The following is a 13,206-nucleotide window of genomic DNA, read 5'->3' on the forward strand; positions in this document are numbered from 1 at the left end:
GGCTGATGATCGCCTTGCCACTCCTCGGCGCCGCGATTCTGCTGGTTCTCGGCCGGATCACGAACAAGTGGGGACACCTGCTGGGCGTGGCGATGTCGCTCGCCTCGTTCGTCGTGGCGGTGCTCGGGTTCGTGGAGTTGCTCGGGCTTCCCGAGGAGAACCGGCGGCTGGCCGTACACCTGTATGAGTTCATCCCCGGCATGGTCGACATGGGGCTGCTGATCGACCCGCTGTCGATCAGCTTCGCGCTGCTGATCACGGGTGTCGGATCGCTGATCCACATCTACTCGATCGGCTACATGTCGCACGACCCCGACCGGCGCCGGTTCTTCGCCTACCTGAACCTGTTCGTCGCGGCGATGCTGCTGCTGGTGCTGTCCGACAACTACGTCGGGCTGTTCATCGGCTGGGAGGGCGTGGGTCTCGCGTCCTACCTGCTCATCGGGTTCTGGCAGTTCAAGCCGTCGGCCGCGGTCGCGGCGAAGAAGGCGTTCATCGTCAACCGCGTCGGCGACTTCGGCCTGCTGGTCGGCATGTTCATCATCTGGACCTCCTTCGGCACGCTCGCCTTCGGCGACCTGCAGGGCAAGGTGGGCGAGGCCTCCTCGGGCACGCTGACCGCGATCGGGCTCCTGCTGCTGCTCGGCGCGTGCGGCAAGTCGGCCCAGCTGCCGCTGCAGTCCTGGCTTCTGGACGCGATGGAGGGCCCGACCCCGGTCTCGGCCCTCATCCACGCCGCCACCATGGTCACCGCCGGCGTCTACCTGGTGGTCCGCTCGGGCGCGTTCTTCGAGGCATCCAGTACGGCTTCGCTCGTCGTCGCCATCGTCGGCGTCGCGACCCTGCTGGCCGGTGCGATCATCGGTTGCGCCAAGGACGACATCAAGAAGGGCCTGGCCGGCTCGACGATGTCGCAGATCGGCTACATGATGCTCGGCGCCGCCCTCGGCCCCGCCGGCTACGCCTTCGCGATCGCGCACCTCATCGCGCACGGCTTCTTCAAGGCCGACATGTTCCTCGGCGCCGGTTCGGTCATGCACGCCATGAACGACGAGGTCGACATGAGGAAGTACGGCGGGCTGCGCAAGCTCATGCCGATCACCTTCGCCACCTTCATGGTGGGCTACCTGGCGATCATCGGCTTCCCGTTCCTGTCCGGGTTCTACACCAAGGACGGGATCATGGAGACGGCCATGGAGCACGGGCAGTGGATGGGCTGGCTGGCCGTGCTGGGCGCGGGCATCACCGGCTTCTACATGTCCCGCATGATCTTCATGACGTTCTTCGGCGAGAAGCGCTGGGACAAGGACGCGCACCCGCACGAGTCGCCCTCGGTCATGACGGTGCCGCTGATCCTGCTGTCGCTCGGCTCGATCGGCCTGGGTTACTACCTGATCAGCGACAACCGGTTCATGAAGTTCCTCGCCCCGGCCGTCGGCCTGCCTGAGCGGCTGCCCGAATTCCACCTGTTCAGCACCACCACGGTGGGGCTGTCGTCGCTGGCCCTCGTCGCCCTGGGCGCGGGCTTCGCCTGGTACAAGTACGGCAAGTCCGAGGTTCCGGTCCTGGCGCCGCGCGGTTCGTTCCTGACCGTCTTCGCCCGGCGCGACCTGTACGGCGACGCGCTCAACGAGTCGCTGTTCATGCGCCCCGGCCAGTGGCTGACCAGGATCGCCGTCTTCTTCGACAACCGCGGCGTCGACGGCCTGGTCAACGGGCTGGCGGCGGCGATCGGCGGGACCTCGGGCCGCATGCGGCGGCTGCAGACGGGCTTCGCCAGAACGTACGCGCTGTCCATCCTGTTCGGTGCGGCCCTCCTGGCCGGCGCCCTGCTCCTCGTTGGGAACATCTGATGTCACCCTGGCTTCCCATCCTCATGGCGGTGCCCGTGCTGGGCGCCGTCGTGGTGGCCCTGCTTCCCAAGGGCAGCGACAAGCTGGCCAAGCAGGTGACCCTGCTGGTCTCCCTGGTCGTCATGGTGCTGACGCTCGTCATGGCGGTGCAGTTCAGCCCGCGCGGCGACCGCTTCCAGTTCGTGGCCGAGTACAACTGGATCCCCAGCTTCGGGGTCAAGTTCGGCGTCGGGGTGGACGGCATCGCGCTGGTGCTGATCGCCCTGTCCGTGGTGCTGGTGCCGATCGTGGTGCTGGCCTCGTGGAACGACGCCGACGGCGTGAAGACTGCGGACGGCACGGTCATCGCGCCGAAGAGGTCGGTCAAGACCTACTTCTCGCTGCTGCTGGTGCTGGAGACGATGATGATCGGCGTCTTCGCGGCGACCGACATCTTCCTCTTCTACATCTTCTTCGAAGCCATGCTGATCCCGATGTACTTCATGATCGGCTCCTACGGCGGCGCCCAGCGGTCCTACGCGGCCGTGAAGTTCCTGCTGTACTCGCTGTTCGGCGGCCTGCTCATGCTGGTCGCGGTCATCGGGCTGTACTTCGCGGCGGGCAAGGGCACGTTCATGTTCCCCGAGCTCGTCGGCGCCATCCAGGACCCGGCCACGCAGAAGTGGCTGTTCGCCGGATTCTTCATCGCCTTCGCCATCAAGGCTCCGCTGGTGCCGGTGCACACCTGGCTGCCCGACGCGGCGGCCCAGGCTCCGGCGGGCGCGGCCGTGCTGCTGGTGGGCGTGCTCGACAAGGTCGGCACGTTCGGCATGCTGCGCTTCTGCCTGGAGCTCTTCCCGGAGGCGGCCAAGGCGTTCACGATGCCGATCGTGGTGCTCGCGGTGATCAGCATCATCTACGGCGCGATCGTGGCCATCGGGCAGACGGACATGAAGCGCCTGATCGCCTACACCTCGATCTCGCACTTCGGCTTCATCGTCATGGGCGTCTTCGCGATGTCCCAGGTCGCGCAGTCCGGCGCCGCCCTGTACATGGTCAACCACGGCTTCGCCACCGGCGCGCTGTTCCTGGTCGCGGGCTTCCTCATCTCCCGCCGCGGCTCGCCGTACATCGCCGACTACGGAGGCGTGCAGAAGGTCGCCCCGGTCCTGGCCGGGTTCTTCCTGATCGCCGGTCTGGCCGGACTGTCGCTGCCGGGGCTGTCGTCGTTCGTCAGCGAGTTCATGGTGATGATCGGCACGTACTCCAGCCAGGCGTTCGGATCCGGCGCCCTCGCGGTGGCGGCGATCGTCTCCGCGGTGGCGGTCATCCTCGCCGCCGTCTACATCCTGTGGATGGTCCAGCGGGCGCTGAACGGCCCGACGGCCGAGGGCGTCAAGGGCTTCAAGGACCTCAACGTCCGCGAGGTCGTGGTGCTCGCCCCGCTCGTCGCCCTGATCATCGGGTTCGGCTTCTTCCCGAAGCCGCTGCTCGACGTGATCAACCCGTCGGTGCAGCACACGCTCACCAACGTGGACGTCAAGAACCCCGCCATCGCTGAGAAGGGGGCCGGAGAGTGAACGGCTTCGAGGCGCCGACCATCGAGTACGGGCAGCTCGCGCCGCTGCTGCTCGTCTTCGGCGCGGCCTGCATCGGCGTCCTGGTGGAGGCGTTCGCGCCGCGCTACCTGCGCAAGTCCATCCAGGTGCCGCTTTCGCTGCTGAGCCTGATCGGCGCCTTCGCGCTGGTCATCGTGCAGGTGGCCAGGGGCGGCGTGCCGACCACGGCCTCGGCGATGGGCGCCGTCGCGGTGGACGGTCCTTCGCTGTTCATCTGGGGCGTCATCCTGGTGCTCTCGCTGGGCGCCGTGCTGATGGTCAACGACGACGGGCACTTCGTCGCGTCGGCGGCGGCCGTACCGGGGAGTGCGGATGAGGAGGAGGCGGAGACGAGCGGTAGCGCGCACACCGAGGTCTACCCGCTGGTGCTCTTCGCCGTCGGCGGCATGCTGCTGTTCGCGGCCTCGCATGACCTGCTGGTGATGTTCGTGGCCCTGGAGGTCATGTCGCTGCCGCTGTACCTGCTGTGCGGCCTGGCCCGCCGGCGCCGCCTGCTGTCGCAGGAGGCCTCGCTGAAGTACTTCCTGCTCGGCGCGTTCTCCTCGGCCTTCTTCCTGTACGGCATGGCCATGATCTACGGCTACGCCGGCACGGTCAGCCTGCCCGGTATCAGCCAGTCGATGTCCACCGGCTCGCTCATGGACCCGCTGCTGCTGCTCGGCCTCTCGCTGCTCGGCGTGGGCCTGCTCTTCAAGATCGGTGCGGCCCCCTTCCACGCGTGGAAGCCGGACGTCTACCAGGGCGCCCCGACGCCGGTCACCGCCCTGATGGCCTCCGGCACGCTGGTGGCGGCCATGGGCGCGGTCCTGCGGGTGTTCTGGGTGGCTCTGGGCAACCTGGACTGGGACTGGCGTCCGGTCATGTGGGTGGTCGCGGCGCTGACGATGATCGTCGGTGCGATCCTGGCGATCACGCAGACCGACATCAAGCGCATGCTGGCCTACTCCTCGATCGCGCACGCGGGTTTCCTGCTCATCGGCGTGATGGCGACGTTCGAGGCCGCGGAGAAGAACGCCGCCTCGCTGTCGGCGATCCTGTTCTACCTGCTGGTCTACGGCTTCACCACCGTGGGCGCGTTCGCCGTGGTCACCATGGTGCGCGACCCCGGCGGCGAGGCGGGTCATCTGTCCCGCTGGGCCGGACTCGGGAAGAGATCTCCGCTGCTTGCCGGTGTGTTCGCTTTCTTCCTGCTGGCTTTCGCTGGTATCCCTCTGACCAGCGGGTTCTTCGGGAAGTACGCCGTGTTCGCGGCTGCCGTGAGCAGTGGCACGCAGACCGGAGACTCGATGGGCGCGTGGATGACCGGCCTGGTCGTCGTGGGTGTCATCGCCTCGGCGATCGCGGCCTTCTTCTACGTCCGCGTCATCGTGCTGATGTTCTTCAGCGAGCCTGCCGCCGACGGCCCCACCGTGGTCGCGCCCAGCATGGGCACCGCGGTGGTCATCGGCGTCGCGCTGCTGGTTACGGTAGGAGTCGGGCTTTTCCCGCAGCCCGCACTCGACATCGCCAACCAGGCTGCGTCCGGCCTGTTCATTAGATAGGGGTACCTATGTCCGCGCCACCGGTTGTTGATCTGCCCATTGAGGATGAGCGGTTGGCGCAGGACATCGCCAGTGGGCTGAACGCGGTCGAGAAACTGCTGCGCTCGTCGGTCGAGAGTGAGGACGCCTTCGTCACGGAGGCGTCCAAGCACCTCATCGAGGCGGGCGGCAAGCGGTTCCGCACGCTGATGCTGCTGCTGGCGGCCCAGTTCGGCGATCCGTCCGCGCCCGGCGTCGTGCCGGGCGCGGTGGTGATCGAGCTGACGCACCTCGGCTCGCTCTACCACGACGACGTCATGGACGAGGCTCCGGTACGGCGCGGCTCCCCGTCGGCCAACGCCCGGTGGGACAACACCGTGGCCATCCTGACGGGCGACTACCTGTTCGCCCAGGCCTCCGACCTCCTGGCCGACCTCGGCCCGGACCTGATCAGGGTCCAGGCGCAGACGTTCTCCCGGCTCGTGCAGGGCCAGATCAGGGAGACGATCGGCCCGCGTCCCGGCGACGACCCGATCTCCTTCTACATCAACGTGCTGGCCGACAAGACCGGCTCGCTCATCGCCGCCTCCGGGCGGTTCGGGGCGCTGCTGTCGGGCGCGCCCACGGGCGTGGAGGAGCGGCTGAGCCGGGCCTGCGAGGCGATCGGCGTGGCCTGGCAGCTCGGTGACGACCTGCTCGACGTGGCCTCGACCTCGTCGGAGTCCGGCAAGACGCCCGGGACGGACCTGCGCGAGGGCATCCGCACGCTGCCGGTGCTCTACCTGCTGGCCTCGCCCGAGGACTCGCGGCTCAAGACGCTGCTGTCGGGGCCGGTGGCGGAGGAGGACCTGGAGGAGGCGCTGACGCTGCTGCGGGCGCACCCGGCGATGGCTCAGGCCCGTGCGGAACTGGACGCGTGGGTGGACCGGGCGCGGGCCGACCTGTCGGGCCTGCCGAACATTCCGGCGAAGGACGCGTTTCTCGCTTTGTGCGACTACGTGGTGGAACGCTCAGGCTGATTTTTCGGGATATATCCGATCAAAGCGGAGGTTGCGGCGTAGTCGACCGCCGTCGCGGCGGTCGACGACCAGATGGTCCTTGGCCTTCGTCGCCCGGACGACGACCTGCTCGTCTCTGAGATGGCCTCTGGTCTCGAAGGTGTACGCGCCGCCGTCGCGTGTGTAGCGGGCCGTGTGGACGCCGGCCGGTGGGTCTTCCCGGCGGAGCCAGGTGGCGATGAGGGCTCCACTCCGGGGGGTGGGGGCGGGCCGTACCAGAACATCCAGGACGAGACCGTCGGGATAGAAGCGGAAGACCTGCTCGTCGCCGGCGTAGATGCCGTCGAGCACGGTCAGGCCGCCGTCTTGACCAGCTCGGCGGCGGCCCGCTTCCGGTTGGCCCGCGCGGCGCTGATGCTGTCGTAGGTGAAGACCGACAGAGCCAGCCACACGATCGAGAACCCGATCCAGCGGCTCGGCGGCATGGTCTCCTTGACGATCAGGACGCCGCACAGGAACTGCAGGATCGGCGCGATGTACTGCAGGACGCCGATCGTGCTCAGCGGCACCCTGATGGCCGAGGCGGTGAAGAACAACAGCGGAACCGCGGTGATCAGCCCCGCGCCGGCGAGCAGGAGCGCGTGGCCCGGGTTGGTGTGGCCGAAGGTGGCCTGGCCCGAGGCCTCCAGGTAGACGAGGTAGCCGAGGGCGGGCGTGAGCAGGACCAGGGTCTCGACGGTGAGGCTCTCGGCGGCGCCGACGTTGGCCTGCTTCTTGACCAGCCCGTACACGCCGAAGCTGACGGCCAGCGTGAGCGCGATCCACGGCAGCCGGCCGTAGTCGAGGGTGAGCACGACAACGGCCAGCATGCCGAACCCCACCGCCGCCCACTGCAGCGGCCGCAGCCGCTCGCGCAGCAGCAGGACCCCGAACAGCACGCTGACCAGCGGGTTGATGAAGTACCCCAAGGCTGCCTCGACGACATGGCCGGTGTTGACCGCGTAGATGTAGGTGCCCCAGTTGACCGTGATGATCACGGCGGCCAGGGCCAGCAGGACGAGCTTCCTGGGCTGCTTCAGCAACTCCCTGAACCACGACCAGTGCCGCCTCACCGCGAGGATGACGACCACCGCCACCAGCGACCACGCCATGCGGTGGGCGAGGATCTCAAGCGCTCCCGAGGGCTTGAGCAGCGGCCAGTAGAGGGGGAACAGCCCCCACATCGCGTAGGCCGCGACCCCGAACAACACACCACGCTTCTCGTCAGGCATGTAGCCCATTTTCGGACATTACATGCTTAAACACAAACGCGTACTACTATGTGGGACTATTTAGGCTGTCTTAACGGTTGGCACCTCTGTATCGCTCTGTACGCTGGAAAGCAGGAGGTGCACCATGGGTTGGCTGTTCGGCAACAAGACATCGATGGTCCGTCAGGAGGAGGCCCTGCCGGGGCGCTCCGCCAGGATCCCGGTGCCCTCGCGGCACGCCGTACTCGACGCTCCGCCGGCTCCGCCGTACCCGGAGGGGCTGGAGATCGCCGACTTCGGCCTCGGCTGTTTCTGGGGCGCCGAGCGCAAGTTCTGGCAGACCGAAGGCGTGTACACGACCGCGGTCGGCTACCAGGGCGGCTACACCGAGAACCCCACCTACGAAGAGGTCTGCACCGGCGCCACCGGCCACACCGAGGCGGTGCGCGTGGTGTACGACCCGGCGAAGGTCTCGTACGAGGAACTCCTCAAGCTCTTCTGGGAGAACCACGACCCGACCCAGGGCATGCGCCAGGGCAACGACGTCGGCACCCAGTACCGATCCGCGATCTACTACCACTCGCCCGAGCAGGAGAAGTCGGCTCTGGCATCCCGAGACGCCTACCAGGCCGTCCTGAAGGCATCCGGCTACGACGAGATCACCACAGAAATCGCCCCGGCCCCCGAGTTCTTCTTCGCCGAGGAGTATCACCAGCAATATCTCCACAAAGTGCCCAATGGGTACTGTGGAATCGGCGGTACGGGCGTCTCGTGTCCGATCGGCCTGACCACCGGCGAGGCCTGACCTGCGATAGCTGACTGACCCTGGCTCCTGGTTGCCCAGCCTGCCCGATGACGATCAGGGGCCAGAGCCGTTTTCGGCGAAAGCCCTGTACCGCGAAGGTTGCTCATGGGTTTGCGGTTGCCTCCCATAGCGCGGATAGCGGGAGGGCACGCATTCGGTCTCCGAAAGGAAGCACTTCCTGGCCCGCATAGAGGACATATCCGGCGATGAGACGGTCGCCGAGCTTACGGGCCAAGTGCTGGAGTCCCCGGAAATCGTCGGAACGTACGGTCTCCGCCGCCTTCACCTCGATACCGACGACTTCGCCGGAGGCCCGCTCCAGAATGCCGTCCACTTCGACCTTGTCGCGGTCTCGGTAGTGGTAGAGGCGTACGGGTTCCTCCGACCACGTCAACTGGCGGGCCAACTCGCCGAGGGCGAAATTCTCCAGCAGCGGCCCCACGGGCACCGTTACATCGGTAGTCCGAGCCGGGGTGAGGCCGGCGAGGTGCGCTCCCAGTCCGGAGTCGACCACGAGAAGCTTAGGCGTCGCGACGGCGCGCGTGGTCGTGTTGGACGACCAAGCCGGAATCCGCCTGATGACGTAAACGAGGTCTAGCAGGTCAAGGTATCGCTTCACAGTGTTGCGAGGGAGTCCGAGGTCGCGGCTGATGTTGTCGATCACAGCCAGTCCGCCCATCCGGCCGCAAAGGACGTTGAGCAGACGTCGCATGTCGGCAGGGCGCTCGATGTCGGACACCTGCTTCACGTCCCGATTGATCAAATCGGAGATGTAGGACTCGAAGAAGCGGGCCCTTCTCCGATGCGTGGGGCGGTGGACCGCCTCTGGATAGCCGCCCCTCAGAGCGCGATCCACATAGTCGGCTCGACGCAACGGAGATCTCGGAATCTTGAGATCAGGACCGCTTCGGAACGCCGCATCGATGAGAAGGAGCCCATCGTGGTGCACGATCCCGTCAGGATCCCGTCCAGGTCTGTGGCAGATCTGCCGCATTGCCTGTGGCGGATCTGCCGATACGTCTACGGCAGATTTGCCGCATCTACCGTGGCTGGTCTGCCGTACTACTGGATCGCTTCGGATCGACGGATCATCCTTCTGACCGTTTTCCACAAAACGCGAATGAGGGAAGATCGAGAAGTGGACCGGGCGCGGCGGGCGTTGTCTCGTTGCGAGGACGAGGCGCACTCGGTGGACGAGGAGTGGTGATGACCGAGCGGACCGAATGCGCTGATCTTCGTGACCGACGACTGTCCGAGCCCGGGGCGGCCGAGGCATACGATGCGGCTCGTCTCGCCTTCCAACTCGGTCGGGCAGTACGACGGATGCGGGAATCTCGTGGGTGGAGCCAGAGTGAGCCGGCTCGTGCGGCTGACATGACGCAGTCAGCAGTGGCCCGTTTCGAAGGAGGAGGCACCGTGCCGACGCTGCCGGTCCTCGAGCGGCTGGCTACGGCTCTGGACGCCGAGTTGGAGGTGCGGATCAGTCCACGTGCTTCCGCAGCCTGAGCCTGATTTATCGCGCGAGATGAAGTGCTACCACCAGCAGTACTTGTTCAAGGTCCCGAACGGCTACTGCGGCATCGGTGGCACCAACGTCAAGCTAGGTGACCCTTCCTTGTGGTCTGTCCAACGGGACTCACGGCCTCTCACGACGATGCCTAGAAGTATTGCTACTTCGAGTAGTAAACTAGGGGGATGGCCATGCCAGAACAGGAGTACCAGCCCGGTGGGGGTCCTGCAGCAAAGGTGAGCGTGTCGCTGCGGGCCGGCAACATCCGGGCAGTCAAGGAGCGGGTGGGTTCTCGAGGCTTCTCGGCCTACGTGGACGCCGCTGTCGAGCGTCAGATCGAGCGTGACCTGCTGGAGGAAGCGCTCCAGGCGAATGAGGAAGCCGCCGGGCCTATCCCACAGGCGATGCGGGATGAGGCGGCAGCACTGTTCCGCGAGGTGAAGTCCGCACCTGAACTTCAGGAGGGCGGCGAATGGCGCGCACACGAAGCCGGTTGAGCGCTGGGACGCTGGTCCTGGACTGCCAGGGGTTGTCGAAGTGGTGTCAGGCTGATCCGCGCGTCAGCGCGTATGTCAGGGAAGCGCAGGGCAACGATTTTCGCGTGGTGGTCAGTGCGCTGACCCCCGTCGAAGCCCAGGATGTGAGAGTCAAGACGGATCGCCTCCGCTGGCATCTGTCCCGGCTGAGGGTAGAGCCGGTCAGCGAGGAGATCAGCCTGGCCGCGATCGAGTTGCTTCGTGCGTCTCGGTTGCACGGTCACAAGTACGCCATCGATGCCGTGGTCGCCGCTACGACCTTAAGCGCTGTCAGGCCTGCCATCCTGCTTACGTCGGATGTCGATGACATGAGCAAACTGTGCGGGAAAGCCGTAAAACTCGTCGCAGTGTGAGCGTTCCGGTCCAGGGCTACTGCGCGCCCACAGGCACCGGCGTCTCCTGCCCTGTGGGTCTGACCTCCGGAGAGGCATAGACGTACGGATATAGCTAGATCTCGACCTCTGATCGCCCAGTGCCGATGATGGGCCGGAGCCCTTCCTGCTCGACGCCGCATGTCGGGCAGCCGGAGGGTTTTACTTCGACGTGGCTGAGGCCGCTGACGCCGAGTTGCCCCGGCCGGCTCCGCCTTGTCCTTCATGGGCGAGTTCCTGGCGGGCAACGCACCATTGCGCGGCCGGTCCGGCCTTGAACTGCTCGTTCGCCCCACTTGATCACCGCCTTGCCGCCGAGTTCTGGGACGTCACCGATCCGCGCCTGGCTCTCATGGTGAACTCGATCGTCGGTGGCATACCCGCCTACCGGCGTGAGTTCGCGCGTGGTGACTCCCCGGCCGACTTCGATGATTGGCCGTCCGTACGGTCCTCAACCCGGAGACACCGCTCTTCCGAGAGGCTCGCTGTCTCCTTGCTGAGAACCCGATCTGCGCGTCCTGGGTGCGGTGGCCGACGGGAACACCACTCGCGGCCGGCAGCGCGAAGTGAGTCTGGCCGGCAAGCAAGCGCTGTTCGCCGGCGATGTCCTCGGCCCCCACTTCGAACAGGTTCGCCGCGACTGGGCCTTGCACCACGCTGAACCCGACCTGCTCGGCGGGTTGTCCGCCCGAGTGGGCACGCCATTCCACGACCCCGTCGCCCATACTGGCCACGAGATCGACCTGCCCGCCCTCTACGGCCAGAACTGAAGCGACCACGCAGCCAGGGGCATACCGTTGCTTCGGAACGCGCTCGCCGTGCTCGGACACCGAACCTAGGCGGACCCCGGCCGCCAGGTGGCCCCGGGGAGCTGGGATGGGTTCGCCGGATGCGCTGCCCATCCTCACGGAGCGGGCTTCACCAGCAGCTGGATGAACCGTTCGCCCTCCAGCGGGTCCTGGCGCGCGTCCACGACCACCAGGTTCTCGCCCTGGCCGCCGGGCATCACCACGAACGTCGAGTCCAGGCCGCGACGATCGAGTTCTTTGCGCACCTCTTCCAGCGGTTTGCCCTCAACCGGGTAGTCCTCCAGGAGGCCGCCCTTCCCGGTCGCCGAGCGGGAGGCGAACTCCTTGATCAGCTTCTCAGCGCGGTCGTCGGGGACCAGCTCGCACGGCGCGACGGGATCCTTCATGAGGATCGTGCTGGTGCTGCTGCCGCCGCCGGACAGCGGAGTGATCGTCCAGACGAACGTTTCACCCGGGCGGAATAGCTTGGTGTCGACCCGCATCTGCCAGCCCCGGTCGTCGCCCGGGATGTTCCGTGGCGCGTGGTAGAGGCCCTTGGGCACGTCCTCGACGTGCTCAGCGCGCGGCTCCCTGCACTTGTCGCCCTCGGGCACGTAGTCCACGATCGCGGGCACGCCCAGTTCTTTGAGCTGTCTGCTCAGCCCGGTGGCGTCCTTGAAGTCGGTCACTCTGACCCACACCACGCCGTCCGCCTGCTTGGTGACAGCCCAGGAGGCCGAGCTGTAGGTGCCATTGTCATCCAGCACGCTCGGCACGACCACCGCCGCCGCGGCGACCGTCACGGTGACCGCCAGTCCCAGCGCCAATCGAGGCCGCTGCGACCAGCGCCGCGCCGTTGCTCTCTCGGCGGGCGGGCGCGCGGTGATCTCCGCCAGCAGCGCCCGCGCCCCCGCGCCGGACGGGTCCCCGCCGTGCTCGCCCGGCTTCACCCTGGCCAGGGCTTTCGTCATCGTCTCGATCTCGTCCATCACAGCGCCCCTTCCGCAGATACCCGCCGGTCCGTCCGCACTCCTGCCTCGGTCAGCGCCCGCGCGAACCGTTTGCGCGCGCGATGCAGCCGCACCCGTACGGCGTTGCGCGACAGGCCCAGCACCGCGGCGACCTCCGCCCGGTCCAGGCCTTCCCAGGCGACCAGGGCCAGCACCTCCCGATCGTCGCCGGGAAGTGTGGTGAACACCTGCGCCACCGCCTCGGCCTCGATCTTGCTCTCCGGCGCGGCGGCATAGAGGTCGGTCATCTCCGCGTCGAGCTCGACGGTCCTGGCCCGGCGCCGGTTGTCGGTGCGGTGGTGGTTGGCCAGCACCTTCCTGGCCACGCCGTACAACCAGAGGAGGGCCTGCTCGCCGTCTGGCAGTTTGTCCACCTTGCGCCAGGCGATGGCGAACGTATCGGCGACCACGTCGGCCGCGTCCTGCGGCACGGCGCAGCGCCGTATCGCATATGCGGTGATCTGACCATACGTCTGCCGGTAAACGGCCTCGAACCTGGCCAGCCGTTCCTCAGTCACGGGCATCCTTTGTCAGGAGAAACTACGGACACCACCGTCTATGTACGGCAAGGCCTGAGCATTACCGCCCTCCACAAAGCTTTGATGAGCAGGGTCAGACGCCTGCCCGCGAGCAGCAGCGGCGTGTCGCTGTCGTCGATCTACGCCATCGACGCTGTGGTCGCGGCCACCGCACTGCGCTCGGAGCGCCCGGCCATCGTTCTGACATCTGACGAGGACGATATGAGCAAACTATGCGAAAAGGCGGTGCGAGTAGTCCCTGTCTGAGACGGCTTGAGGGGTGAGCAGAAGTCTTCGGAACTCTCGCGGGAGGCGAAGCGCCGCCACCAGCAGTACGTGTTCAAGGTCCCGGGTGTGCTCGGTTGCGGGAAGTCGGGCGATGTCCATGGATCGGGCGGTTTGTGCGGTGGTAAAGGGGATCGAAAGCCGGGTTCCCTAGACTCCCCATG

14 protein-coding genes and 1 pseudogene are annotated in these 13,206 nt (G+C 66.7%); 10 read left to right on the top strand and 5 right to left on the bottom strand.

Annotated features, from left to right (window positions below; genetic code table 11):
- Window positions 1-5 precede the first annotated feature (5 nt).
- Genes nuoL through ACIBHY_RS23705 form a run of 4 tightly spaced genes read left to right on the top strand, consistent with a single transcriptional unit; the run spans window position 6 to window position 5,990 of the window.
- A complete protein-coding gene (gene nuoL / locus ACIBHY_RS23690; protein WP_397247668.1) occupies window positions 6-1,853 on the top strand; it encodes an NADH-quinone oxidoreductase subunit L in 1,848 nt (615 codons plus the stop codon).
- Window positions 1,853-3,412: an NADH-quinone oxidoreductase subunit M gene (locus ACIBHY_RS23695; protein ID WP_397247670.1), complete on the top strand. Its 1,560-nt coding sequence runs from the start codon at window positions 1,853-1,855 to the stop codon at window positions 3,410-3,412. Before nuoL ends, ACIBHY_RS23695 begins: the two co-directional genes overlap by 1 nt.
- The gene (gene nuoN, locus ACIBHY_RS23700; RefSeq protein ID WP_397247672.1) at window positions 3,409-4,992 is read left to right on the top strand and encodes an NADH-quinone oxidoreductase subunit NuoN; all 1,584 of its coding nucleotides are present in this window, start codon (window positions 3,409-3,411) and stop codon (window positions 4,990-4,992) included. The genes ACIBHY_RS23695 and nuoN overlap by 4 nt, the downstream gene beginning before the upstream one ends.
- 8 nt (window positions 4,993-5,000) lie before the next feature.
- A complete protein-coding gene (locus tag ACIBHY_RS23705) occupies window positions 5,001-5,990 on the top strand; it encodes a polyprenyl synthetase family protein (protein ID WP_379638235.1) in 990 nt (329 codons plus the stop codon).
- Here ACIBHY_RS23705 and ACIBHY_RS23710 read toward each other — a convergent pair.
- Window positions 5,982-6,320: a hypothetical protein gene (locus ACIBHY_RS23710; protein ID WP_397247674.1), complete on the bottom strand. Its 339-nt coding sequence runs from the start codon at window positions 6,318-6,320 to the stop codon at window positions 5,982-5,984. The genes ACIBHY_RS23705 and ACIBHY_RS23710 overlap by 9 nt on opposite strands.
- A 2-nt stretch (window positions 6,321-6,322) precedes the next feature.
- Complete coding sequence (gene rarD, locus ACIBHY_RS23715) at window positions 6,323-7,240, bottom strand: EamA family transporter RarD (RefSeq protein WP_397247676.1); 918 nt, start codon at window positions 7,238-7,240, stop codon at window positions 6,323-6,325.
- 124 nt (window positions 7,241-7,364) lie between these two features.
- Between rarD and msrA the strand changes: the two genes are divergently transcribed.
- The gene (gene msrA / locus ACIBHY_RS23720; RefSeq protein ID WP_397307715.1) at window positions 7,365-8,024 is read left to right on the top strand and encodes a peptide-methionine (S)-S-oxide reductase MsrA; all 660 of its coding nucleotides are present in this window, start codon (window positions 7,365-7,367) and stop codon (window positions 8,022-8,024) included.
- Window positions 8,025-8,313: 289 nt separating this feature from the next.
- On the opposite strand, the pseudogene ACIBHY_RS23725 reads toward msrA, so the two are convergent.
- Window positions 8,314-9,300, bottom strand: a pseudogene (locus ACIBHY_RS23725) (ATP-binding protein); the annotation flags it as partial.
- Between ACIBHY_RS23725 and ACIBHY_RS23730 the strand changes: the two are divergent.
- From ACIBHY_RS23730 to ACIBHY_RS23745, 4 genes are all read left to right on the top strand, one after another.
- Window positions 9,231-9,530 (top strand): helix-turn-helix domain-containing protein, encoded by a 300-nt coding sequence (locus ACIBHY_RS23730; protein WP_397307716.1) that lies wholly within the window; start codon window positions 9,231-9,233, stop codon window positions 9,528-9,530. The pseudogene ACIBHY_RS23725 and the gene ACIBHY_RS23730 overlap by 70 nt on opposite strands.
- 189 nt (window positions 9,531-9,719) lie before the next feature.
- Entirely contained in the window at window positions 9,720-10,031 is a 312-nt protein-coding gene (locus tag ACIBHY_RS23735; protein ID WP_397247682.1) for a hypothetical protein, read from the top strand.
- A complete protein-coding gene (locus ACIBHY_RS23740; RefSeq protein ID WP_397247684.1) occupies window positions 10,007-10,423 on the top strand; it encodes a DNA-binding protein in 417 nt (138 codons plus the stop codon). Before ACIBHY_RS23735 ends, ACIBHY_RS23740 begins: the two co-directional genes overlap by 25 nt.
- A 545-nt stretch (window positions 10,424-10,968) precedes the next feature.
- Complete coding sequence (locus ACIBHY_RS23745) at window positions 10,969-11,211, top strand: hypothetical protein (RefSeq protein ID WP_397247686.1); 243 nt, start codon at window positions 10,969-10,971, stop codon at window positions 11,209-11,211.
- A 134-nt stretch (window positions 11,212-11,345) separates the two neighbouring features.
- On the opposite strand, the gene ACIBHY_RS23750 is transcribed toward ACIBHY_RS23745, so the two are convergent.
- On the bottom strand, window positions 11,346-12,218 hold the full coding sequence (locus ACIBHY_RS23750; protein ID WP_397307718.1) for a hypothetical protein: 873 nt from the start codon (window positions 12,216-12,218) through the stop codon (window positions 11,346-11,348).
- The gene (locus ACIBHY_RS23755; RefSeq protein WP_397247690.1) at window positions 12,218-12,757 is read right to left on the bottom strand and encodes an RNA polymerase sigma factor; all 540 of its coding nucleotides are present in this window, start codon (window positions 12,755-12,757) and stop codon (window positions 12,218-12,220) included. Before ACIBHY_RS23755 ends, ACIBHY_RS23750 begins: the two co-directional genes overlap by 1 nt.
- Window positions 12,758-12,841: 84 nt before the next feature.
- Between ACIBHY_RS23755 and ACIBHY_RS23760 the strand changes: the two genes are divergently transcribed.
- Window positions 12,842-13,024, top strand: coding sequence for a hypothetical protein (locus tag ACIBHY_RS23760; protein ID WP_397247692.1), 183 nt, complete (start codon window positions 12,842-12,844; stop codon window positions 13,022-13,024).
- The last annotated feature ends 182 nt before the right edge of the window (window positions 13,025-13,206 follow it).

The sequence above is a fragment of the Nonomuraea sp. NPDC050547 genome (assembly GCF_044457345.1).
Classification (GTDB): domain Bacteria; phylum Actinomycetota; class Actinomycetes; order Streptosporangiales; family Streptosporangiaceae; genus Nonomuraea.